Origin of the sequence: Cytobacillus depressus (genome assembly GCF_008923245.1) — a bacterium.
Lineage (GTDB): Bacteria > Bacillota > Bacilli > Bacillales > Cytobacillaceae > Cytobacillus > Cytobacillus depressus.
In genome coordinates this window covers 634,108-657,211 of record NZ_WBOS01000001.1, presented here as the reverse complement: position 1 = coordinate 657,211, position 23,104 = coordinate 634,108, and the positions used below count along the sequence as shown (strand labels likewise).

Below are 23,104 nucleotides of genomic sequence, written 5' to 3'. Positions count from 1 at the left end.
CTCCGAGGAGCAATAAAATATACGAAAATAGCCACTTTTTAAAATGGAATAAGGGAGGGATTTGATGAAAACTCCCCATGAAATAGAAATCTATGTAAGATTTAGCGAAACAGATGCACATGGTCATATCAATAATACGAGTTATTTTTTATATTTTGAAGAAGCTCGGACTAAACTTTTTAAAGCAATCAATCTAGAAAGAAATTCTGATTGTAGCTTTATTCTAGCATCTATTACATGTGATTATATAAATCAAGCATACGCTGATCAAACATTAATAGTTTCTACGAATGTTATTAAAATAGGGACGAAAAGCTTTACAGTAAGACATACGATTACAGCGGCAGATTCCGGAATAACCATTGCAAAAGCGGATGCTACGAATGTTTGTTATAACTACACAGAACATAGGACCATACCTATACCAAAGGCTTTACGTTTAAGGCTTGAAAACCATTTCGTTACGCCTGTAAAATACTGAAAATTCACAAAAATAGGAGGGGGTATATGTTTTCCGATACAATTCCTGTTCGAAAAGGGGAGGAACTTGATCTACAAACAATAGAATCATTTTTAAGAAAACATATTAAGGATTTACCTAATGATTCTTTACATGTGAAGCAGTTTAGTGCGGGGAAATCAAATTTAACCTACCAATTACAAATAGGAACTTGGGAGGCTGTGCTTAGACGTCCGCCGCTTGGTCCAGTTGCACCTAAAGCTCACGGCATGCAGCGGGAATTTACAATATTAAAAGAGATTCATCCCCATTTCCCTGTAGCACCAAAACCTTATGTTTTTGCGGATGAAAATATTATTGGTAGACCTTTTTATATTATGGAAAGAAAGCGTGGCATCGTTCTCGATACGAAGTTCCCTGATGAAGTTCCAGCATCAAAAAAGTTATGCAGACAAATTTCTGAAAAAATGGTGGATACATTAGTAAAGTTACATCAGATTGATTATACGAAAACAAAGTTAAAAGATATAACAAAACCAAAAGGGTTTATGGAAAGGCAAGTATACGGATGGATTAATAGGTATGAAAGGGCACAAACAGACGAAATTGAAGGAATTGAACAATTGAAAACATGGATGGTTAACCATATTCCGGTTTCTCCAGATCCAACAATTATTCATTATGATTTTAAATTAAATAATACGATGTTCAATGAGAATTTGAACGAAGTAGTTGGAGTATTCGATTGGGAAATGACGACAGTAGGAGATCCGCTAGCGGATTTAGGTGTTGCCATGGCTTACTGGACTGAAGATAAGGAATCGGAATTTTTACAAAGAAGCATCGATGATAAGAAACCGATAAGCTCATATCCCGGATTTATGACGAAAAATGAATTGATGGAAACGTATTCAAGAAAGAGTGGTAGAGACGTTTCGAATATGCATTTTTATCTTACATTTGCTTACTTTAAGCTAGCAGTTATTTGTCAACAAATTTACTTCCGCTGGAAAAAAGGGCAAACAGAAGATGAAAGGTTTGAAAATTTAAATGTGTATGTCAGAAATCTAATCCAATACTCATTAGAGACGGCAAGCAAAAAAATGTAAGTCATTTGGACACATTCTAGATATTAATTAATCAAAATAATAGGAGTGAGGCAAATGCAAAATCAAGAAAATGATCATTTGTTGGTTGAAAATAATGCAGGTGTAATGAATCTTATTCTGAATCGACCAGATCGTTTAAACGCGTTTAGTCCTGAAATGATATCAGGCTTAAAAGATGCAATAAATAGGGCGAAAAATGATGAAACGATACGAGTGGTAACTATTTCAGGGGCAGGACGTGCTTTTAGTGCTGGTGGAGATGTTAGAAGAATGGGAAAGGGAACATCATTAGGAACTTATGAACATCTTGGCCATTTAAATGAATTAATATTAGCAATGAATGAGTTGGAAAAACCGATTATTGCTGCTGTACATGGTTATGCAGCAGGTGCAGGATTTAATCTTGCATTAGCTAGCGACATTATATTAGCTGCTGAAGAAAGTCAGTTTATTCTAAGTTTCTCGAAAGTCGGTTTAATATCGGATGGTGGTGGACTATACTTTCTTCCTAGATTAATAGGACCTTACCGTGCAAAAGAGCTATTTTTTAGTGCAGAACCTATTACAGTCGAAAAGGCGCATTCCATAGGTATAGTGAATCATATTTATTCAAAAGACGAATTTCGTGAGAGGGTAAGTGAATATGCTATAAAACTTGCTTCAGGTCCTTCCATATCATATGGGTTCATTAAAAAGCTTGCGAATCAATCTCTTACTTCAACTTTACATGAAATTCTTGAACAGGAACGTATTACACAAGCAACAATGATAACGACAGAAGATCATCATGAAGGGATTCAGGCGTTTAGGGAGAAGCGGTTACCTAATTTTAATGGCAAATAAAAGGCGAGAAAAATGAAAGGTTTCTATTAATTGGAGGGTGAGATATCAGAATTGAAAGGGGAGAATGGTATTGTTTGTACAACAACTTCTTAATGGTTTAACAGTTGGTAGTGTTTATAGTTTAGTTGCTCTAGGATTAACCCTTGTATATGGAATCTTACACATCCCTAACTTTGCCCATGGTGCATTATATATGGTTGGTGGTTATATCACATTAACCACTATGACACATTTTGGGTTTCATTACTTGCTTGCAATTGCCGTTTCCGTATTGGTAGTTGGATTATTAGCTATTTTAATGGAGAGATTTGTATATCATCCTTTGAGAGGAACAATACCTATCAATAATATGGTTGCCGCGATTGGAATACTTTTGTTTCTTGAATCGTTAGCCCAATTAATTTGGGGACCGGACTACCATCATATGCCAACACCCTATTCTCAAGTAGTAAATGTATTAGGGTTAACCTTGACTATGCAACGGATTATTATTGTTATCGCAGCGATCGCAATTATGATCTTGTTAAATCTTTTCCTAAAGAAAACGTTTTTAGGTCGATCCATCATTGCTATGTCACAAAATCGTGAAGGAGCATTTTTAGTTGGAATCAATGCGAATAAAGTAGCGATGCTAACCTTTTTTATCGCGGGAGCATTAGCGGCGATTGCTGCATCTCTGACATCACCTTTAAATCTTGTTTTTCCAGGTATGGGGCATCTGGTTATTTTAAAAGCCTTTGTCATCATTATTATTGGGGGAATGGGAAGTATTCCCGGAGCCATTATTGCAGGATATATTTTAGGGATGAGTGAAAGTTTTGGGGCAACCTATATCGCTAATGATTATAAAGATATTATTGCATTTGTTCTGCTCATTATTATCTTATCGATCAAACCTCAAGGGTTGTTCACAAAGGGGGCGTATTGATGGCAACATTTTTCAATCAAAGAAATGTTGTAATGGGATTGATGGTTCTAGCTATTCTATTTCCATTCATCACCCAAAATAACTATTACATTTATGTCATAACATTAGCTTTTATTTGGATTATTGCTGTGTATGGGTTAAATTTAATAGCTGGTTATACGGGTTACTTATCTTTTGCACATGCTGGTTTTTTTGCAATAGGAGCATATGCGATGGGACTATTATCTGTTAAAGCGGGGATTGGATTTTGGCCTGCCTTCCTTCTTGCTCCAATGATTACAACAGCGATTGGCTTCCTTCTAGGGATTATTGCCCTGCGGACAAAGGAGCATTTCTTTGCCATCTATACATTATGTGTTGGATATATCATATATTTAGTCATTGATAAATGGGATCGTTTAACAGAAGGCCCCCGTGGTCTTATGGGAATTCCTTCACCAGCTAATATTGGTCCGATATCATTTTCAACCCCAGTATCACAGTATTATTTCGTATTATTTTTTTTGCTCTTAACCATTTTCGTTATGTTTAGAATAATCAATTCTTTAACAGGAAGAACTTTTCTTGCTGTACGAAACAGTGAAATATTAGCACAAACGATAGGAGTTTCAACGATAAGAACCAAATTGGTTTCATTTGTATTATCAACATTTTTTGCTGGATTAGCTGGGGCACTATATGCTTGTTTTTTACGGTTTCTTGGACCCCAAATTAGTTCCACGGCAATTATGTTTGATTTATTGGCATACCTGATAGTTGGTGGGATCGGTACACTTTCAGGTCCGATAATCGGAACATTGTTAATTGTGTTTATTACTCAAAAGCTCCAATTCTTACAAGAATACCGAATGCTGCTTTTTGGTCCAATACTTACACTCATTATTATTTTCTCTCCTCGGGGAATCGCAGGATTCTTTGGTAACTGGAAATCAATAAGGAAAGAAAAAAGGATGATATTGCAAAAAAATAAAAAAGCCGCCTAGGAGGAAATGAGTATGTATTTGGAAACAAAAAAACTAACAAAAAAATTTGGGGGACTGCTAGCGGTTAACGAAGTGGATTTTTCCATAAAGAAAGGAAAAATCAATGCGATTATCGGTCCAAATGGGGCAGGAAAGTCAACCTTCTTTAATTTAATTAGTGGTTTTCATCCTCCAAGTTCTGGCGAAATCATTTTTAAAGGCACAGACATTACAAAACTACCATCCAATAAAATTGCTACGCTAGGAATCGCTCGAACATTTCAGACGACGAATTTGTTCGAGGGATCCACTGTATTTGATAATGTCGTGATCGGTCATCGCTTACGAACAAAATCCAATCTTTTTGATGCCATTTTTAAAACAAAACGTCTAAAACAGGAAGAAGAAAAATGCAAAGAGAAGGCATTAGAAGTTTTACAATTAGTAGGTTTAGCCAAAACGGCAGATAGTTTAGTTTCCAATATTACCCAAGAAGAGAAAAAGCGAGTTGCTTTTGCTCTAGCATTAGCAACAGATCCTGAACTTGTTTTTTTGGATGAGCCCACTGCAGGAGTTAACCCTGATGAAACAGAGGAACTATCTTTACTAATTGAAAAAATGGCTGGAAAAGGGATAACGATTTGCCTCATAGAGCACAAAATGAAAATGGTAATGAAATTGGCGGATAACATTATGGTTTTAAACTATGGTGAGAAAATTGCGGAAGGATTACCAGAAGAAATTAATAATAATGAAGCTGTCATTAAAGCATACCTAGGAGGGAGTGCTAGTGCTTGAGCTAAAGAATGTAACGGTTAAGTATGGAAAATTTGCTGCGGTTGAACAATTAAATATTCGAATAGAGAAAGGAGAAATTGTTGTCTTATTAGGCGCAAATGGAGCAGGTAAAAGTACGACTTTCCGGACAATCAGTGGACTAACTAAGCCTTTTAGCGGAGAAATTTTATTTGGAGAAACTTCAATTGGCGGGATGTCCCCAGATAAAATTGTCCAATTAGGTGTCGTCCAATGTGCTGAAGACAGAAAGTTATTTCCGCAAATGACGGTTTATGAAAATTTGATCATGGGTGCATATGTTCATAGAAAAAAGAAAAATGAAAGAATGAAAACAATCGAAGAAGTCTATCACTTATTTCCTATTTTGTATGATAAAAAAAATGATATGGCAGGCTCATTGAGTGGGGGACAACAACAGATGGTGGCAATCGGAAGAGCCTTAATGGCGAAGCCTAAACTCATGCTGCTTGATGAACCTTCGATTGGTTTAGCCCCATTAATAGTGGAGCAAATGTTTGAAAGTATCCAGCAAATTAATAAAGAGGGAACGACTATTCTTTTAGCGGAACAAAATGCAAATGCTGCATTAAGTATTGCTGATAAAGGCTATGTTTTTGAAAATGGGAGAATAGTAGTTGAAGGAAGTTCCGAGAATCTATTTTGTAATGAAGAGGTTCGTAAAGCATATATAGGTGCGTAGCTAGTGAGACATTATTATATGGAGGAAAATAATATTCATACTATTAGGGGGATGAAAATGCGAATAGGAAAGTTATTTTTAGTAATCGGTCTCATCTTTACAATGTTAAGCTTACATGCTTGTTCTAACTCTACTGGAGGAGCAGGAAAAGGAGAAAATATCGTAAATATTGGTTACAGTGGGCCGTTAAGTGGATCTGCCGCAAATTATGGTAAGAAAACAGTCAATGGATTATCAATGGCTATTGAAGAAATCAATAAAGAAGGCTTTAAAATTGACGGGAAGACATACAAATTAAATCTTGTGAAGCTTGACGATAAGTATTTACCGAATGAAACAGCTGCAAATGGACAGAGATTAGTACAAGAGCATAAAACACCTATTATTATTACCCCGCACAGTGGGGGAATTGCTGCCCTTCAAGTATTTAACGAACAACAGAACTTTATTATTGGAGGATATTCAAGTGAACCATCGATAACTGAAGCTGGTAATTCTCTAACAATTAGAATCCCCCCGAATTATGAAGGTTATATAGACACTTTTATCAATTACGAAATGAAACGTTACGGTAAAAAAATCGCATTAATTCCACCAGTCACTCAATATGGACAGGATTGGGCAAAAGCAATAGCTCCACATTGGGAAGCAAAAGGTGGGGAAGTTGTCCATCAAGCTTCCGTCGACTTTGAAAAAGATACAGATTTCTATACCATTCTTACGAATGCCCTAAATAAAAATCCGGATGTACTATTTATTGGTGGTCCATCAGAATCAACGGCAAAATTGGCCCTACAAGCAAGAGAAGCAGGTTTTAAAGGTGGATTTATCGTTATGGACCAAGCAAAAATGGATGAAATGAAAAAAGTAACGGGGTCATATGAGTTGTTGGAAGGTTCAATTGGGACAATGCCTATAATTTCTGCTAATTATCCAGGTACACCGGAATTTATCAAAAAATATGAAGAGAAATTTAACATCAATGCTAGTTCAGAAGCGGGATACCTTTATACGACAGTCTATATCCTAGTTGAAGCAATGAAAGCAGCCAAAAACGTGGACGATGCAAAAGTGATTCGTGAACATATTCAAGCGGGTCTAGATAACCTACCTGAAGATAAAAAGGTTTATGAGATTCCAAAAATTAATAAAGATGGCGGGTTTGATGTAAATGTTAGAGTTGGTGCAATTGAAAATGGAGAGATTCTTCCTATTAATGTAGAGTAAATAAAATTTCTTTAAGAAGAAATCGGTTTTGTTAGGGTTGGCTGATTTCTTCTTTTATATCGGCTATTTTCTACAAGTTTGTTTTTAATAATCGGGAACGGATGTTGGAGAGAGAAGTTTAAAATGGGGAAGGAGGATGAAAAATGAAGGTTCAAGAATTGTTTGATTTAACAAATAGAGTTGCCCTGATCACTGGAGGAGGAAGGGGACTGGGACAACAGATTGCAGAAGTATTTGCAGAGATGGGGTGTCATTTAGCCCTTTGTTCACGGAAAAAAGAAAACTGCAATAATATTGCTGAAAGGCTCGCTCATGAATATGGAGTAAAAGCAGTCGGTTATGCACTTGATGTAACATGTGAAAACCAGGTGGAAGAAGTGGTTAATCAAATTCACGAAGACTTTGGAAAGATTGATATTTTAGTCAATAATAGTGGAGCTACTTGGGGTGCACCGGTAGAGGAAATGTCACTTGAAGCTTGGAATAAAGTAATGAATGTTAATGTTACAGGTACATTTTTAGTAAGTAAGGCCGTGGGAAAACATATGATTGAGCGTAAATACGGAAAGATTATCAATATTGCCTCTGCAGCAGGATTAACGGTCAGACCACCAGAAATTACAAATACGATTGGGTATACAACTAGTAAAGCAGCAGTCATTCATTTTACAAAAGATTTAGCCATAAAATGGGCAAGGCATAATATCTATGTTAATGCGATTGCACCGGGTATGTTTAGAACGAAGATGACGAAAGGAACATTAGATCAAAAAGAACAAGCAGTGCTTGAAACAATCCCATTAAAGAAAATTGGTGATGAAAACATGTTAAAGGGAGCTGCTATTTATTTAGCAGCAAGAGCAAGTGATTTTGTAACAGGTACAGTGTTGAGTGTGGATGGAGGAAGTACGTTATAAAGAAATTGTTGATGGTATGGGGGGATTTTTTGACGGGAATTTTCTAACAAAAAAATACCCCCCAAAAAAATCATTCTAGGTGGCTTGAAGAATTAGACAGCTTTTTTCGTTTTTCCTATATTATCTAGAAGCAATAGATGATGAATCGTGATTTCAGGTCTGCTTCCTATGCGAATATTTAGTCCTGTTTGACCTAAACCTTCACTAATATAAAAAGCCTTGCCATCATGTTCATTCGAACCAATTTCCCCATTTTAATCAGGTGGTAAGGCTTAGAATATATTTGACCCCCGTGGAAATGACCAGAAAGCCCAAGTGCTGATGTTGCTGATGGACATTGAGCCGTTGGGACAATCCGGCTGACATCTCCGACATCAGTTGATCCTGCAATTATTTCATTAGATTGTACATAAGGTGAAATTGATTCAGTTAGAAATTTTCCTTAAAATTTGGATCCGTCTCCGGAGTATCCGAATCCTTAAATAAGTCGAGATAATTTTTACTTTCTCCACCAGTATCTTGCTTACTCCAGCATCTTTCCAAACTGACTCCCCGGTTTCATGGCTACTGCATGTGGATAATCTAGAACATACTTGACCACTTTTTTATGCAAAAGGTGAAGTTCAAACTTCTTTTCTTAACAGATGAAGCACATATTTTAAAATAATATAAGTCTAATGATTTAAATTATTTAAAATTTTTCATTAAATTAATAATTAGATTATTGTAAGTATACGGAATATATGGTAAATTCGATTAAAAGTATAAGCTTCACTATTAAAATAGAAGAAGTATAAACTTCGTATTCTATGATACACGGAGAATGCTTTTTAAGAGAAAGAAAAAGAGTTGCAAATCTATTAGGGGGAATTTGTAAATGAAAAAAGTAAGCTTATTTTTCGTGGTATTGGTTCTAGCGTTTTCGATCATCGGCTGTTCTGCTGCAGATGAAACGAGCACAAATGAAGAAGCTGAAGGCGGAGAAAAGGTGACAGGTGGAGAACTTCAGGTTGCCTACAATGCTCAGCCACCAACTCTTGACCCGCTGTTAACAACAGCTGTCGCAACGCGTGATATTACGAGACATATCTTTGAATCGCTAGTTACCTATAACCAAAACTTTGAAGTGGAGCCAATGCTAGCTGAATCGTTAGATGTCAGTGAAGATGGAAAGACGATCACATTCGATTTAAGAAAAGGCATCAAATTCCACAATGGCAATGAGATGTCGGTAGGAGACGTTGTAGCCTCGATGAATCGCTGGAAGGACACTACCCCTTTAGGAAAATCCTATTTTGCTAACGCAACATTCACAGCAAGTGGTGACAACACGGTGGTGTTAGAAATGCCGGAGCGTCTTTCAACGGCACTAGCTATGCTGGCCGACCCGGGACAAGCTGCAATTATCACACCGAAAGAAGTAAATGACGGAGCAACGGAAGAGAAAGGGTTAACCGAATTTATTGGAACCGGCCCTTATAAGTTTGTCGAATGGAAAGCAGATCAATATATTCATTTAGAAAAATTTGAGGATTATCAGTCTCTTGATACAGAGAGTAGCGGTTTAGCTGGTAAAAAAGAAGCTTTTCTGAATGATATCTATTTCCAATTTGTAACGGATGCTTCTACAAGACTGGCAGGAATCCAAACAGGTGAATACGATGTGGCGAATGCAATTCCGTTTGATAATGCAGACCAATTAGAGGCAAATAAAGACGTAGTAAATCATGTAGACCATAATGGATTTAATGGGATTGTTTTTAACAAGAAAGCTAGATTTTTTAAAGATGTAACGGCTCGTCAAGCAGTCAACGCAGCCTTAAACCAAGAGGAAATTTTAATGGCTTCGTTTACAAATGAAAATTTCTATGAATTAGAACATGGTCTTATGATCAAGGACCAAGTTGAATGGTACAGTGAGGCTGGTAAAGATCAATATAACCAACATGATCAGGAAAAAGCAAAGGAATTATTAAAAGACGCCGGATATAACGGTGAAGATATCATTATTTTAACCAGCAAGGATTATACAGACCACTACAACGCCGCTGTTGTCGTTCAACAACAGCTTGAAAAAATCGGAATGAAGGTCAAGCTTGATGTGTACGACTGGCCTACTGTCCTCCAAAAACGCACTGAAGAAACAGCTTATGATATTTTCGTCACAGGTTTCCCAACAGAGCCGATTCCAGCTAAATATGTATTTTTAGATTCCGCAAATGAATGGCCAGGCTGGACGAATAGTCCAGAAATTGATGGGCTACTAGATAAAATCAGCGGCGCTACTTCCCAAGAGGAAGCAAAGAAATATTTTGCACAGCTCCAAGAGGAATTTTATAACTATCTGCCAATGATTAAGTTTGGAAATAAGACTACTATTACCACAACTCGTTCAAATATCAAAGACATGGGCTTCTTACAAGGAATCATACTTTGGAATATCGAGAAAGAGTAACAATTTTTAAAATGGTAGGGGTTACGCTTAAAAGTGTGATCCCTTCAACGCTTAATCACTAAACTAGATGAAATCTTCATGCGGGATTCACACACAACTGAAATTTGTAAAAAGGTAGTTTAATTGGGAGAAGAGATTCACAGTGTTTCATGTAATCGCATGCCATTTATATGAATACGGGAGGACTTTCAGATGAAAATTGAAAAAGTCATATTAAGAAGACTAAAAATGGATTTAAAATTTCCATTTCAGACAAGTTTCGGAACACAGAGGGAGCGCGAGTTTATTATAACAGAGGTCCAGGATGGAAACGATGTCGGCTATGGAGAATGCGTTGTAAACTCCAACCCATATTATAATGAAGAAACAGTACAAACGGCATGGCACATTATGAAGGATTTCCTCATTCCAATTCTTTTACAGAAAGAAGAAATTACCCACCCAGATGAGATAAATGAGCTGTTTAAACAGGTGCGTCGCCATCAGATGGCTAAATCTGCTTTAGAAGGAGCTATTTGGGATTTGTATGCAAGAAAGCAAGGAAAGACTCTCGCTGAGGTCATTGGCGGAAAAAAAGAAAAGATTTCTGTTGGTGTCAGTATTGGGATACAAGAGACGAAGGAAGAACTAGTTGAAATAGTAGGAAAGTATCTTAAAGAAGGCTTTCAAAAAATAAAGATTAAAATCAAACCAGGGAAGGATATCGAGATGCTGCAGGCCGTTCGAGATCGCTTTGGCGATATTCCCATCATGGCAGATGCCAATTCGGCGTACACCTTAAAGGATGTCCAACTATTTAAACAGATGGATAGTCTTAGATTAATGATGATTGAACAGCCTTTAGCCCATGACGATATCATTGATCATGCTACACTGCAAAAGGCAATACAAACGCCAATCTGCCTCGATGAAAGCATTCATTCCCTAGAAGATGCTAGGAAAGCAATCGAACTAGGCAGTTGTAAAATTATCAATATAAAAATCGGCCGAGTGGGCGGCATTACCGAAGCAATAAGAATTCATAACCTTTGTAAAGAAAAAAAAATTCCTGTCTGGTGTGGCGGTATGTTAGAATCCGGCATCGGCCGCGCTCATAATCTTGCAATTACCAGCTTAGATAACTTCACGATTCCAGGGGACACAGCTCCATCTGCTCGTTACTGGGATGAAGATATCATTAGACCCGAGATTGAAATGGATACTGAGGGGAATATTGAATTGCCTAAAAAACCAGGGTTTGGCTATGAAATTAATCAAACCGCATTAGATAGATATACAGTGGAGACAGAGGCTTTTTCAAAGTAGGTTTCCTCAAAATGGCTGTTTAAAACGGATAGATATCACTACGAGACTTAGCGAAATACAAGGAGAGGATATGTGGTTATGAACGGTACATTGGAAGTTAGTGACTTAAAATCTCAAATCTATGATATTTTCGAATACCTTCACCAACATCCGGAAGTGAGCTGGAAGGAAGTCCAAACGACTCAATATATTGCCAATATGCTTCGCAAGCTCGGAGCAGATTTAGTAACAACTTTTGATGATTGTCCGGGTATAGTAGCTGAAATCGGTGAGGGGCCAATAACAGTTGGTCTCCGAGCCGATATGGATGCTTTATGGCAAGAAGTAGATGGAACTTGGCAAGCAAATCATTCCTGTGGTCATGATGCCCATATGACTTTAGCTTTAGGTGTTTTTATGGCATTAAAAAAACGAAATGTGAAGCTGCCGGGAAAAGTAAAGTTTATTTTTCAGCCAGCAGAAGAAAAAGGCAATGGTGCCTTAACTATGGTAGAAAAAAAGGTCATTGATCATGTGGATTATTTATATGGAGTTCATCTGCGTCCTAATTCAGAAGTACAAAATGGCAAAGCAGCTCCCTCTATTGTGCACGGTGCTGGACGGTTTATAGAGGGCAAAATTATCGGAGACGATGGACATGGGGGCAGGCCGCATGTTGGAGTGAATGCGATTGAGGTTGGAGCCGCATTAGTCAATCATTTAAGAGGAATTCACCTTGACCCATTGGTTCCTTATTCTGTGAAAATGACTAAATTTTTAGCTGGTGGAGAAAATGCCAACATTATTCCCGGATCAGCAAACTTCAGTCTAGACCTTCGTGCACAGTCTAATCAAATGATGGATCAGCTAAAAGAGAAGGTAGAACAGATCATTTCTAGTGTTTCCAACTTGTATCAAGTAGAAATTACCTATTCATATGAATCCAATGTTGTTGCTGCAGAGGTAAATGAAGAAGCCCAAGCTATTATGGCTGAATCAATCGCACAAGTGCTTGGGAAAGAAAATTTACTTCCCCCGAGTATTACATCAGGCGGCGAAGACTTTCACTTTTATTCGGTGAAAAGACCGCAAGTAAAGGCAACGATGCTTGGACTTGGCTGTGGTTTAACACCCGGACTCCACCATCCTAAAATGACATTTGATCGTGAAGCCTTACTGTCAGGTATAGAGATTTTAACAAGAGCCATCTTAACTACGTTTCAAAAAAACGGATTTCATGTGGAATAAATAAAATTGTAGGGAGGAACGATTAGTGAAAATTGAAAAAGTGAAATTTGAACGATTAAAGATGCCCCTTCTTTCCCCATTTCAAACTAGTTTTGGAACGGAAACCGATCGGGAATTCATTCTAGTTAGTGTTTATGGGGATGGGCTTGTCGGTTATGCAGAATGCGTTGCGATGGACTCACCTGTATATAATGAAGAAACGATTGACACGGCTTGGCATGTTGCAGAGCAATTTATTATTCCTAAGGTATTAGAGACAGAACTAGATTCGCCAGAGGACTTTTCTAACATTTTTTCATGGATTCGTAAAAACAATATGGCCAAGTCAGCGGTTGAAAGCGCCATCTGGGATTTATATGCCAAGCAAAAAGGGCTTACGCTCTCTGAAGCATTAGGAGGGGAAAAAGAAGAAATCGAGGTTGGCGTCAGCATTGGAATCGAGCCAACGGTTGATGGATTATTAAAGAAAGTTGAAGGATTCCTAGCAGAAGGCTATAAAAAAATTAAAATAAAAATTAAACCTGGTGTCGATGTTGATAGGGTTAAAGCCATTCGTGAGCAATTTGGATATGATGTCCCTCTTATGGCTGATGCTAACTCTGCTTACACGCTAGCTGATCTAGAAACACTCAAAAGGTTAGATCAGTATGGTCTAATCATGATCGAACAGCCATTGGCTCATGATGATATTGTTGATCATGCCAAGTTACAAAGTGAATTAGAAACGCCAATTTGTTTAGATGAAAGCATTCATTCATTAGAAGATGCTCGAAAAGCTATTGAACTTGGAAGTTGTAAGATTATTAATATTAAAATTGGACGTGTTGGCGGTTTAACACAGGCTAAAAAAATTCATGATCTTTGTCAGGAGAAAGGAATTCCTGTCTGGTGTGGTGGTATGCTCGAATCCGGAATCGGCCGGGCGCATAATATTGCCATTGCATCTCTATTCAATTTCACAATTCCAGGGGATACCTCAGCTTCTAAGAAATACTGGGCGGAAGATATTATCGAACCTGAAGTTGTCCTCAGCAAACCAGGGATCGTCGCCGTCCCAAAAGAACCAGGAATCGGCTACAGCCTTCGCCAAGACATCGTTGATAAATACTTACTGTATTCGAAAGTTTATAGTAGATAGAGATCTATGCAAGCAAGCAATTAAGAAAAAACTTATTTTTTTGCTTTTAGTCGAGATCTATAGCTTTAGATAAAGCCACTATAATTTTTTTACCCGTGAGCGTTGAATAGAAATCGAAGCTGTTCCATAAACTGAAATTCACTTTGAATTTTAGATTTACGAACAGCTTCTTTTTTTCCCAATTAAAACAACGTTGATAAAACTTTATCATAGGCATCAAGGGTTCTATGAACTTCTTTTTCTTTATGAACCGTTGCTATACTATATCTGTTACTTTTTAAGTACCGATGGTTTTACACTATGCGGTATTGGACAAACATATGGGTTTTTCGTGATCATTTTATCATGTTCATCTTTAATTAAAGCAAGTGCATCTGGATGTTCAAGAATATGAATAGCTGTCAACGCCATTGCTTCCCCCGCCCGTAACATTCCGGAGTGCGCAAACGGCGTAATACCTTGAGTAGTCATCTGCCATGAATGGAGAGCAGTTCCAAGTGCTGATGTTGCTGCTGAACATTGGGCCGTTGGGACAATCCAGCTGACATCGCCGACATCAGTTGATCCTGCATTTATTTCATTAGATGGTACATAAGGGGAAATTGATTCATTTAGAAATTGCCCTTCAAATTCGGATCCGTCTCCAGAGTATCCAAATCCTTTTAATAAGTCCAGAGAATTCCTACGTTCACCTTCAGTTAAGGAATGCCATATTTTTTTTGCAAAAGCTTTATCAGCTACAGAAGCTTCCCCCGGGCCTGCCTCGACCAGTTTCTCGTGAAGAATTTGTTCAAGTGCACGGTTTGGTATGTAATTAGAGCAAGCTTTATCAAAATCAATTGTCAATTTAGTTTCTGTCATCATTGCTGCCCCTTCTGCAATTTTGCAAACACGCTTATAAATCTCCTCAACTTGATTCACTTTGGGTGCACGAATTAAGTAAAGTACTTCTGCATCCGCCTGTACGACATTAGGGGAAACCCCACCTGTATTTGTTACCGCATAATGTATACGTGCTTCTGGAATGATGTGCTCACGTAGGTAATTGACTCCTACGTTCATCAATTCAACTGCGTCTAAGGCACTGCGGCCTAGATGTGGAGAATTTGCTGCATGAGATGAAATCCCTTTGAAACGGAAATAGATTTGGTAGTTTGCAAGTGTTGATAGGCTCATGATAGAGTTCGAAGGTGACGGGTGCCAAGTTAATGCGATATCAAGATGATCGAATACACCTTCTCTTGCCATAAATGTTTTTCCGGACCCACCTTCTTCTCCTGGACAACCGAAAAATTGAACAGTACCAGGAAGATGATTATCTTCCAAAAATGCTTTAACAGCAAATGCTGCAGATAAAGCACCTGTTCCTAGAAGGTTATGACCACAACCATGTCCATTTCCACCAACTTCCATTGGTTTGTATTCTGTTAAATTTGCTGTTTGACTAAGTCCAGACAACGCATCAAACTCACCAAGAAAACCGATAAAAGGAGCACCCTCTCCAAAAGTACCAACAAACGCAGTGTTTATACCGGCTACATTCCTTTTAACATGGAAACCTTCCTGCTCTAAAGTATTTGATAAATAGTTAGCAGACTCATGTTCTTCAAATCTAGTTTCTGGGTGTTGCCAAATGAATTTGCTAATTTCTTCAAATAGATCTTTGTTCTTCTTAAGATACGATTTAACAAATGATGTATTTTCCACTAGCTGGTTCATTTTATTCACTCCTAATGAATGTTTGTTTACTTTACTATTATATGTTACCTTGCATTTTTAAAAAATACTATTTAAAAAATTCAGTAAATAATAAAATAAAAACAGAAATGTAATAATTCGAAGCCTCCGCTAGGGGAGAATGAATAATTAAACTATTCTTAAAAATAACATTGTTATATTCTGAAAAATCAATTATATTATATTTATTAAAAGATAATCTTATGATTTCTAGATTTGCAAGGTTTTTCTCGTGCTTGAAAGAGGTGATTGTAAGTTTATATCTTCCTATAAATTTCCTTAGTTAATGTTGCATGGAAATTTTAGAGTGGGTTGAAAGTCAAAATGGGAGTAAGAGAAGATGATTAGTTCTATTAAAATTCAGGGGGAAAAAGCATGAAATTAAGGCAAATGGGATTTTTTATATTATTTGGTATTTTTGCGTTATTGCTTGTTGGTTGTTCGAGCTCTTCGTCTACTGAAGAAAGCGAAGGATCTAATGAATCCAAAAAATCTGAGGAGCCTAAAGGTGAATCTAAATTTACAGGTGGAGAATTACATGTTGCATTAAATACACAACCACCTTCATTAGACCCTCATATGGGTACTGCAACGGCAACGAGAGATGCTGCTAGACCAATCTTTGAAACACTAGTAACCTTAAACTCAAAATATGAAGTTCAACCAATGCTTGCAGAAAGATTTGAACAAAGTGACGATGGTTTGGTGTATAAATTCTATTTAAGAAAAGGTGTTAAATTCCATAATGGAAAAGAATTGAAGGCTGAAGATGTAGTCGCATCTTTGGAGCGGTGGGTTGCAAAAGCTGGAAGGGCAAAAAATGCACTTGGTGAAGGGAAATTCGAAATTCTTGATGATTACACAGTGCAGTTAACATTGCCACAGCCATCAGTAGGTGCATTGCACGTATTGGGTGCGACAAACCAATTTGGTGGAATAATGCCGAAAGAAATTATTGAAAACACACCTGAAACTGGAATTACAGAATATGTTGGTACCGGACCGTTTAAGTTTGTAGAATGGAAGCAAGATCAATATATTCATTATGTAAAAAATGAAGATTACCAATCACCAGAAGGTACACCAGATGGACTAGCAGGTAAGCGTGAGGCACTTGTTGATGACCTGTATATTAATTTTGTAAGTGACAGCTCTACTCGGGTAGCAGGTATGACGACAGAGCAATATGATATCGGTATTATGATGCCGGTGGATAGTTACGATCAACTTAAGAGTACAAAAAATTTAAAAAATGAAATTGCATTATCAAGTGGGGCAGTAATAGTTTTTAATAAAAAACAAGGACCTTTATCAGATCCGGCAATGCGACAAGCATTTAATATGGGCTTAGACTATGATGAAATTATGTTAGCAGCATTTACAAGTCCAGAATTTTATCGACTTTCTCCTGGAATCATGTTCCCAGAACAAACAGATTGGTATACAGATGCGGGAAAAGAAAATTACAACCCGAATAATCCAGAGTTAGCGAAAAAGATGTTTAAAGAAGCGGGTTATAATGGAGAAGCAATCAAAATTTTGACTACTCGTGACTATGAATACATGTATAATTCTGCGCTTGTAGTGCAGGCTCAGCTTGAGAAAATTGGTGTAAAAGTAAAATTGGATGTTGTGGACTGGCCAACATTAATGCAACTTTATACCGAACCTTCATCGTATGATGCATTTACAACCGGATTCTCTACTGTAACAGATCCGACGCAACATTTGATTTTTGATCCTACATTTAGTGGTTGGAATGACGACGCAAAAACGGCGGATTTAATAGCAAAAATTCGAACATCAACTACACCGGCTGAAGCTTTCCCATATTGGGAAGAGCTACAAGAACATACTTGGACAACTCAATTACCATACATCCGATTTGGTGATATGAACATTTTATACACTTATAATGATAATGTAGAAGGATTTAAACAATTTGAAGGAGTCGTTCTTTGGAACGTAGGAAAAAGATAATACCCTCTAGAAATTAATAATATTAAGAAATCACACTCATTTTATTGCTATAAGCTGTAAAATGAGTGTGATTTTATTTTCGCCCTGAACCCATTGGCCAACCCGGTATCCTACGAGTAAAATCTATTTTTACAACTCTTTTCCTCTTATCATTAATGAATTACATTAGAAGAAATAGAATACACATATAAAAGTTTAACTGCTTCATTTGTATGGTTGAACCAAGTATGGGGAGTCATTGAATCCATATGAAAACTATCCCCTGATTCAAGGTTGTACTCCTCATCATTGTGTACTAATGTAAGAGTCCCCTCCAGCACATATACGAATTCCTGTCCTTTATGAGTTGACGAAGTTACTTTTTGATTGTTTGGCAGAAGAACAACTAGATCGGTTCGAGTAATGCATTTGAGAGATTATTAGAAAGACTTTGATAAATGGAATTTGGTGAATTAAAAGGTATTTCTCCTGTGGCCTCTTTCGAATAAAGCTTTTAGGTGGTTTGGTTTCTGGGAAAAAACAACTCCTGCTCACCTCTAAAGCAGACGACTTATTCCCGCAGAAAGAGGGGATTTTTTAACCCACTACGCATCAGAATAACTGTTTTACGACCACGTACATTCTTAATTGTTTGTGTATCGGCAAGAATAATATAAAAAAATCTTCAAAGATTTATAAATAGGTTTCCGTAGCTACCAAAGCAGGGTAATAGGTAAAAAACTAGTGATAAATTGATCAGATATCTATTATTATATATAAAAATAGCTAATCGATCGCCGATTAGCTATTTTAAAAATACCCCTTATTTCCAATATTAAGCTTCGAGTTTTGGCTCTAAATTGACTGCGTCTTCTTCCTTTGACTTTCCCCCAATAGTCAAAGCGATTAGTGCTGCAATCACGAGAGCGACAATCATCATGATGAAAGAAGTATCGAAGGAGCCGCTTGTTTGAATCATGTATCCCATTAAGAATGGAGAAATGAAACCTGCAATGGACCCGAAGCAGTTTACCGTTGCTGAACCGGATGCCATAATTTTTGCAGGAAGGCTGTCCACAACAAGTGCCCAGAATCCGCCTTGTGCTAAGAACATAAAGAAAGCTGCAAGACATTGGTATACGATTACCATTGTTAATGAGGAAGCTTGGAACATAAAATATAGAGCAACCCCGCCAAGCAATGAGTTGGGGATAAATACCCATTTTCTATTTCCTTTCATTTTATCGGAAATATACCCTCCAAGAACGATTGCTACAGTACCTACTAAATAAGGCAGTGCACTATATACACCTGTGCTCATTAAAGAAAGGCCTTTTTCTTTAATCAAATATGATGGAAGCCAAGACGTAAAGCCCCAGAAAGTAATATCAAAGAAAAACCAAATAAGTGCCATTTGCCATAAAATTGGCTTTTTTAGCAGTTCTTTGAAAGAAACATCGGATTTCTTTTTCTCAGAAGCAGTTGCGGCTTCATCTTCTTCTAGCTCAGCAAGCTCCTCTTTACTAATTTTCGGATGATCTTTCGGATTATCTTTAAACTTAAACCAAATATAAATAGCGATAGCAAGTCCCGGAATACCCATGACGATAAAGACTACGCGCCAGCCATATAAACCGATTATAGCGGCAGCTGCAATTGCTGCAAGTGCAGGTCCAAGCGTATTCACAGTTGATTGAATTCCAGTAGCTGTACCGCGCTGCTTACTCGGGAAGTAGGTAGCAATTGCTTTGTATGATCCCCCTGGCAAACAAGCTTCACCTAATCCGAAAACAAAGCGCAGCAACAACATTAATGGATAAGAGAAAACTAATCCAGTTAATGATGTAAAAATGGACCACCATGCAATCGCAATACTCACTACACGACGGAATCCAAATTTATCAGATAACATTCCCCCTGGAATTTGGAACAGTGCATATCCCGCAAAGAACATACTTAATAATAATCCTTGTGCTGTTGCATTTAAGTTAAGATCTTCTCCAATGAAAGGAAGGGCTATCGTAATAACCATCCGATCTAAGAATGAAAATAACCAGCAGAGCCATAATACTAATAAAACTGAATAACGGACCTTCCATTTTTTCTTAGGCTGTGCATTTATCATAACAATCCCCCATTTTGAAAGCTTTATGTACCGTTTTATTGTCCAATTTCTCCCCTAACTCTCCCCGAAAAATTATTGAAAGAATTGAAACAAGGTTGTAAATTCAAGCTACTTTCTTTTGTTTGTGATTGCGCAATCACATTGTTTCTAATTATTATTATACAAACTATCGTAAAGGAAGTCCTTGTATCATCTGTATAAATTATACAAAAATGGTTAGTAACCATGCACAATGCTTTTTTGGAAAATGTAGGGTTCATACAACTATTTGTGCATAGTTAACAAAGGTGGATTCTTTTATATTCTGAAGACTTGCCATCCCTATTTGAAAGCAAGAAATGGTTTGTTTATGTTGTACTAATAATGAAGAATTAAATTGAATGATAAGTGAAGGCCTCATTTTTGAATGAATACAACTCGATATTTTTGTGTGAGAGTGGTATGATGTATGAGGTACGGACAACTTGGTTGTTTGAAAGGAGTCATTATAATGGCAAAAAATGTAGCTAAAATGATTGATCATACATTATTAAAAGCAGATGCAACAAAGGAACAAATTGAAACAATTTGTGCTGAAGCGAAAGAATACGAATTTGCATCAGTGTGCATAAATCCTACTTGGGTAAAGCTTTCGAGTGAATTATTGAGCGGTACAGATGTAAAGGTATGCACTGTTATCGGTTTTCCTTTAGGTGCGTCAACACCTGAGACGAAGGCATTCGAAACAAAGAATGCTATTGAAAACGGCGCTACCGAAGTAGATATGGTAATCAATATCGGCGCTTTAAAAGGCGGAAATTATGAATTAGTTGAAAGAGATATCCGTGCTGTAGTGGATGCTGCAAAAGGAAAGGCTCTTACAAAGGTAATCATTGAAACTTGTTTACTTTCAGAAGAAGAAAAGGTTAAAGCATGTGAATTGTCAGTAAAAGCAGGGGCTGATTTTGTAAAAACATCAACTGGCTTCTCGACTGGCGGGGCTACCGTTGAAGATATTGCTCTTATGAGAAAAACAGTAGGGCCAGACATTGGCGTAAAAGCTTCAGGCGGTGTAAGAAGTGCAGAGGATGCACAGAAGATGATTGAAGCAGGGGCAACAAGAATTGGCGCAAGCTCTGGCGCAGCCATTGTTAACGGATTAACGAGCGATTCAGACTACTAAAAAAATGCCGGATCTCCGGCATTTTTTTTTAGGTTTCAGACACTGTCCGTGGACAATTAATTAATGGCGTCCGTGGATTTTTATGATTAAATTCCCGAATTTTGTTGCGACTGGGAGTACCATTAGTGATGTAATGACGTTAAATATGACACCGATATGCGCGAGCTGGACATCTGGTGCTGACGCTAGCTGAAGACCAATGGAAGTTAATAAGCCGATAAATGGATAGAATGCAATAACTCCTAAGACATTTAGCCAAATATGGGCATATGCGCAAAGTCTCGCTTCCTTTCCTCCCAATAAGGACGCTAAAAAAGCATCAACACATGTGCCAATATTAGAACCAAGCATGATTGCTATCCCTGTGTCCAATCCGAAAGCTCCACCAGATAAAAAACCCATTATGATACCCGTAGTTGCAGTGCTAGACTGAATAATAGCTGTAATAATTGTTCCTGCAAGTATACTTAAAAGGTAACTTCCTTTTAATTCAATTAATAGCCGATTAACAAAATCAATGGATCTTAATGGTCCTGCTAAATACTCAAAACCCCCCATTGCCGCAAAAACTGCAGACACACCTAGCAGGATTAAACCGATACTCCTTAGATTCCTTTTTCCGAACAACAGAAATATTGCACCTAAAAAAGCAAAAGGAAGTAAAAAGGACTCAATATCAAACGTAATTAATTCAGTCGTTAATGTCGTTCCGATATTTGTTCCTAAAATAATGCCAATCGATTGAGGAAATGAAAGTAGTCTCGCAGAAATAAGTCCAATCGTAATTATCATTACAGCTGAGCTGCTTTGCAATATACAAGTAATCCCAATTCCTGCTAATAAACCTTTCCAAGGCGTGGCAGTTAATTTTGTCAGTGCATCTTTCAATGAATCCCCGGATAAATTGTAAAGACCTGACCTGAGCAAGGTCATGCCATAAATAAAAAGTCCAATGAATAAAATAAATAGAAATAGCTGGGTCAAGCCCCCACCCCCTACCTCTATATGTATGGCTATTATCGCTAGGACATGCCTTTTATTGCTTGGTTTAGGCAAACATACTCAACAAATGAAAGCTGTCGAATATTTATATTAATAATAAATTCAAGTTAAAATCATTGCGAAAAAAGTGGACAACTCTAGCTTGTTCAATCAGGCTATGGTATTTTTTACAACATTACGAAAAACCCTATTATCAATCGCTTTAATAGTTGACCTAGATACGCTGTTATATTATAATTGCAAAGTACATGGAAAAAACCATGTTGGTGTAAGTGTGTTGTGCTCGGAGGGAGGGAAAGGAATGTCTAAAACCGTCGTTCGTAAAAACGAATCGCTTGAAGATGCTCTTCGTCGCTTCAAACGTACTGTATCTAAATCTGGTACTATACAAGAAGCAAGAAAGCGCGAATTCTACGAAAAGCCTAGTATTAAACGAAAGAAAAAGTCTGAGGCTGCAAGAAAACGTAAGTTCTAAGAGAGGTTGTTCGTTATGAGTCTTCTCGAACGTTTAAATGATGATATGAAACAAGCGATGAGGAACAAAGAAAAAGATAAGCTAACTGTTATCCGAATGATTAAAGCTTCTTTACAAAATGAAGCGATCAAGCTTGGAACAGAATTATCTGAAGATCAAGAGCTAACTGTTCTTTCTCGCGAAGTAAAGCAGCGCAAGGATTCCCTCCATGAATTTGAAAAAGCAGGACGCGAAGATCTTGTTGAGAAAATTCGTACTGAACTTCAGTATGTCGAATTATATATGCCTAAACAGCTCTCTGAAGAAGAGGTTTCAAAAATCGTACAAGAAACGGTTGTTGAAACAGGTGCAAAATCTAAAGCTGAGATGGGTAAAGTAATGGCTGCCATTATGCCGAAAGTAAAAGGCAAAGCAGATGGAGCACTTGTAAATAAACTTGTACAACAACACCTTTCCTAAAAACAAAAACAAGCATAAAAGACCGTGAGCATTTGCTTTCGGTCTTTTTTAATAGGCGGCTAAAAATTGTTTCAAGAATGAAACTTTTTGATTTAAGTCACGTATTAAAGGTATAG

General features: G+C 37.4%; 21 protein-coding genes and 1 pseudogene. 17 read left to right on the top strand and 5 right to left on the bottom strand.

What is annotated here, in order from left to right; translation table 11 throughout:
* The first annotated feature begins 64 nt into the window (after positions 1 to 64).
* The 9 genes from F7731_RS03230 to F7731_RS03190 all read left to right on the top strand — a co-directional run bounded on the left by F7731_RS03230 (position 65) and on the right by F7731_RS03190 (position 7,944).
* Positions 65 to 481 (top strand): acyl-CoA thioesterase, encoded by a 417-nt coding sequence (locus F7731_RS03230; protein WP_151533322.1) that lies wholly within the window; start codon positions 65 to 67, stop codon positions 479 to 481.
* 26 nt (positions 482 to 507) lie between these two features.
* On the top strand, positions 508 to 1,569 hold the full coding sequence (locus tag F7731_RS03225) for a phosphotransferase family protein (RefSeq protein ID WP_151533321.1): 1,062 nt from the start codon (positions 508 to 510) through the stop codon (positions 1,567 to 1,569).
* A gap of 54 nt (positions 1,570 to 1,623) precedes the next feature.
* Positions 1,624 to 2,412, top strand: coding sequence for an enoyl-CoA hydratase/isomerase family protein (locus F7731_RS03220; protein WP_151533320.1), 789 nt, complete (start codon positions 1,624 to 1,626; stop codon positions 2,410 to 2,412).
* A 64-nt stretch (positions 2,413 to 2,476) separates the two neighbouring features.
* Entirely contained in the window at positions 2,477 to 3,340 is an 864-nt protein-coding gene (locus F7731_RS03215) for a branched-chain amino acid ABC transporter permease (protein ID WP_151533319.1), read from the top strand.
* On the top strand, positions 3,340 to 4,323 hold the full coding sequence (locus F7731_RS03210; protein ID WP_151533318.1) for a branched-chain amino acid ABC transporter permease: 984 nt from the start codon (positions 3,340 to 3,342) through the stop codon (positions 4,321 to 4,323). Before F7731_RS03215 ends, F7731_RS03210 begins: the two co-directional genes overlap by 1 nt.
* Before the next feature lie 12 nt (positions 4,324 to 4,335).
* Entirely contained in the window at positions 4,336 to 5,100 is a 765-nt protein-coding gene (locus F7731_RS03205; RefSeq protein ID WP_151533317.1) for an ABC transporter ATP-binding protein, read from the top strand.
* Positions 5,093 to 5,800, top strand: a complete 708-nt coding sequence (locus tag F7731_RS03200) for an ABC transporter ATP-binding protein (protein ID WP_151533316.1) — start codon at positions 5,093 to 5,095, stop codon at positions 5,798 to 5,800. The genes F7731_RS03205 and F7731_RS03200 overlap by 8 nt, the downstream gene beginning before the upstream one ends.
* A gap of 51 nt (positions 5,801 to 5,851) precedes the next feature.
* Complete coding sequence (locus tag F7731_RS03195; RefSeq protein ID WP_151533315.1) at positions 5,852 to 7,027, top strand: ABC transporter substrate-binding protein; 1,176 nt, start codon at positions 5,852 to 5,854, stop codon at positions 7,025 to 7,027.
* Between the two features lie 143 nt (positions 7,028 to 7,170).
* Complete coding sequence (locus F7731_RS03190) at positions 7,171 to 7,944, top strand: SDR family oxidoreductase (protein WP_151533314.1); 774 nt, start codon at positions 7,171 to 7,173, stop codon at positions 7,942 to 7,944.
* Between the two features lie 92 nt (positions 7,945 to 8,036).
* Here the strand turns inward: F7731_RS03190 and F7731_RS03185 are convergent.
* A pseudogene (locus F7731_RS03185) lies at positions 8,037 to 8,254 on the bottom strand (metallophosphoesterase); the annotation flags it as partial.
* A gap of 567 nt (positions 8,255 to 8,821) precedes the next feature.
* Between F7731_RS03185 and F7731_RS03180 the strand changes: the two are divergent.
* The 4 genes from F7731_RS03180 (at position 8,822) to menC (F7731_RS03165) (ending at position 14,069) form a co-directional block, all read left to right on the top strand.
* Complete coding sequence (locus F7731_RS03180) at positions 8,822 to 10,399, top strand: ABC transporter substrate-binding protein (RefSeq protein ID WP_151533313.1); 1,578 nt, start codon at positions 8,822 to 8,824, stop codon at positions 10,397 to 10,399.
* A 192-nt stretch (positions 10,400 to 10,591) separates the two neighbouring features.
* The gene (menC, locus tag F7731_RS03175; RefSeq protein ID WP_151533312.1) at positions 10,592 to 11,704 is read left to right on the top strand and encodes an o-succinylbenzoate synthase; all 1,113 of its coding nucleotides are present in this window, start codon (positions 10,592 to 10,594) and stop codon (positions 11,702 to 11,704) included.
* A gap of 78 nt (positions 11,705 to 11,782) precedes the next feature.
* Positions 11,783 to 12,931, top strand: a complete 1,149-nt coding sequence (locus tag F7731_RS03170; protein ID WP_151533311.1) for a M20 peptidase aminoacylase family protein — start codon at positions 11,783 to 11,785, stop codon at positions 12,929 to 12,931.
* A 25-nt stretch (positions 12,932 to 12,956) separates the two neighbouring features.
* Complete coding sequence (gene menC / locus F7731_RS03165) at positions 12,957 to 14,069, top strand: o-succinylbenzoate synthase (RefSeq protein ID WP_151533310.1); 1,113 nt, start codon at positions 12,957 to 12,959, stop codon at positions 14,067 to 14,069.
* A 270-nt stretch (positions 14,070 to 14,339) separates the two neighbouring features.
* Here menC (F7731_RS03165) and F7731_RS03160 read toward each other — a convergent pair whose 3' ends face one another.
* Positions 14,340 to 15,788 carry a M20 family metallopeptidase gene (locus tag F7731_RS03160; RefSeq protein ID WP_151533309.1) on the bottom strand — a complete coding sequence of 483 codons (1,449 nt, stop codon included), beginning with the start codon at positions 15,786 to 15,788 and terminating at the stop codon, positions 14,340 to 14,342.
* A 393-nt stretch (positions 15,789 to 16,181) separates the two neighbouring features.
* Between F7731_RS03160 and F7731_RS03155 the strand changes: the two genes are divergently transcribed.
* The gene (locus F7731_RS03155) at positions 16,182 to 17,786 is read left to right on the top strand and encodes an ABC transporter substrate-binding protein (protein ID WP_151533308.1); all 1,605 of its coding nucleotides are present in this window, start codon (positions 16,182 to 16,184) and stop codon (positions 17,784 to 17,786) included.
* Between the two features lie 152 nt (positions 17,787 to 17,938).
* Here F7731_RS03155 and F7731_RS27240 read toward each other — a convergent pair whose 3' ends face one another.
* A complete protein-coding gene (locus F7731_RS27240; protein ID WP_425481981.1) occupies positions 17,939 to 18,163 on the bottom strand; it encodes a cupin domain-containing protein in 225 nt (74 codons plus the stop codon).
* Between the two features lie 437 nt (positions 18,164 to 18,600).
* Positions 18,601 to 19,890: an MFS transporter gene (locus tag F7731_RS03145; RefSeq protein ID WP_151533307.1), complete on the bottom strand. Its 1,290-nt coding sequence runs from the start codon at positions 19,888 to 19,890 to the stop codon at positions 18,601 to 18,603.
* Positions 19,891 to 20,380: 490 nt separating this feature from the next.
* Between F7731_RS03145 and deoC the strand changes: the two genes are divergently transcribed.
* Entirely contained in the window at positions 20,381 to 21,052 is a 672-nt protein-coding gene (gene deoC, locus F7731_RS03140; protein ID WP_151533306.1) for a deoxyribose-phosphate aldolase, read from the top strand.
* A 60-nt stretch (positions 21,053 to 21,112) separates the two neighbouring features.
* Here deoC and F7731_RS03135 read toward each other — a convergent pair whose 3' ends face one another.
* Positions 21,113 to 22,036, bottom strand: a complete 924-nt coding sequence (locus tag F7731_RS03135; protein WP_151533305.1) for a Na/Pi symporter — start codon at positions 22,034 to 22,036, stop codon at positions 21,113 to 21,115.
* 319 nt (positions 22,037 to 22,355) lie between these two features.
* On the opposite strand from F7731_RS03135, the gene rpsU reads away from it, so the two are divergent.
* Entirely contained in the window at positions 22,356 to 22,529 is a 174-nt protein-coding gene (gene rpsU, locus F7731_RS03130; protein ID WP_151533304.1) for a 30S ribosomal protein S21, read from the top strand.
* 15 nt (positions 22,530 to 22,544) lie between these two features.
* Positions 22,545 to 22,988 carry a GatB/YqeY domain-containing protein gene (locus F7731_RS03125; protein ID WP_151533303.1) on the top strand — a complete coding sequence of 148 codons (444 nt, stop codon included), beginning with the start codon at positions 22,545 to 22,547 and terminating at the stop codon, positions 22,986 to 22,988.
* Positions 22,989 to 23,104 lie beyond the last annotated feature (116 nt).

Excerpts from the sequence above, each read along its gene's own strand:
- F7731_RS03230 (WP_151533322.1), top strand. The coding sequence starts at position 65 with ATGAAAACTCCCCATGAAATAGAAATCTATGTAAGATTTAGCGAAACA.
- F7731_RS03225 (WP_151533321.1), top strand. The coding sequence starts at position 508 with ATGTTTTCCGATACAATTCCTGTTCGAAAAGGGGAGGAACTTGATCTA.
- F7731_RS03220 (WP_151533320.1), top strand. The coding sequence starts at position 1,624 with ATGCAAAATCAAGAAAATGATCATTTGTTGGTTGAAAATAATGCAGGT.
- F7731_RS03215 (WP_151533319.1), top strand. The coding sequence starts at position 2,477 with ATGGTATTGTTTGTACAACAACTTCTTAATGGTTTAACAGTTGGTAGT.
- F7731_RS03210 (WP_151533318.1), top strand. The coding sequence starts at position 3,340 with ATGGCAACATTTTTCAATCAAAGAAATGTTGTAATGGGATTGATGGTT.
- F7731_RS03205 (WP_151533317.1), top strand. The coding sequence starts at position 4,336 with ATGTATTTGGAAACAAAAAAACTAACAAAAAAATTTGGGGGACTGCTA.
- F7731_RS03195 (WP_151533315.1), top strand. The coding sequence starts at position 5,852 with ATGAAAATGCGAATAGGAAAGTTATTTTTAGTAATCGGTCTCATCTTT.
- F7731_RS03190 (WP_151533314.1), top strand. The coding sequence starts at position 7,171 with ATGAAGGTTCAAGAATTGTTTGATTTAACAAATAGAGTTGCCCTGATC.
- F7731_RS03180 (WP_151533313.1), top strand. The coding sequence starts at position 8,822 with ATGAAAAAAGTAAGCTTATTTTTCGTGGTATTGGTTCTAGCGTTTTCG.
- menC (WP_151533312.1), top strand. The coding sequence starts at position 10,592 with ATGAAAATTGAAAAAGTCATATTAAGAAGACTAAAAATGGATTTAAAA.
- F7731_RS03170 (WP_151533311.1), top strand. The coding sequence starts at position 11,783 with ATGAACGGTACATTGGAAGTTAGTGACTTAAAATCTCAAATCTATGAT.
- F7731_RS03160 (WP_151533309.1), bottom strand. The coding sequence starts at position 15,788 with ATGAACCAGCTAGTGGAAAATACATCATTTGTTAAATCGTATCTTAAG.
- F7731_RS03155 (WP_151533308.1), top strand. The coding sequence starts at position 16,182 with ATGAAATTAAGGCAAATGGGATTTTTTATATTATTTGGTATTTTTGCG.
- F7731_RS03145 (WP_151533307.1), bottom strand. The coding sequence starts at position 19,890 with ATGATAAATGCACAGCCTAAGAAAAAATGGAAGGTCCGTTATTCAGTT.
- deoC (WP_151533306.1), top strand. The coding sequence starts at position 20,381 with ATGGCAAAAAATGTAGCTAAAATGATTGATCATACATTATTAAAAGCA.
- rpsU (WP_151533304.1), top strand. The coding sequence starts at position 22,356 with ATGTCTAAAACCGTCGTTCGTAAAAACGAATCGCTTGAAGATGCTCTT.
- F7731_RS03125 (WP_151533303.1), top strand. The coding sequence starts at position 22,545 with ATGAGTCTTCTCGAACGTTTAAATGATGATATGAAACAAGCGATGAGG.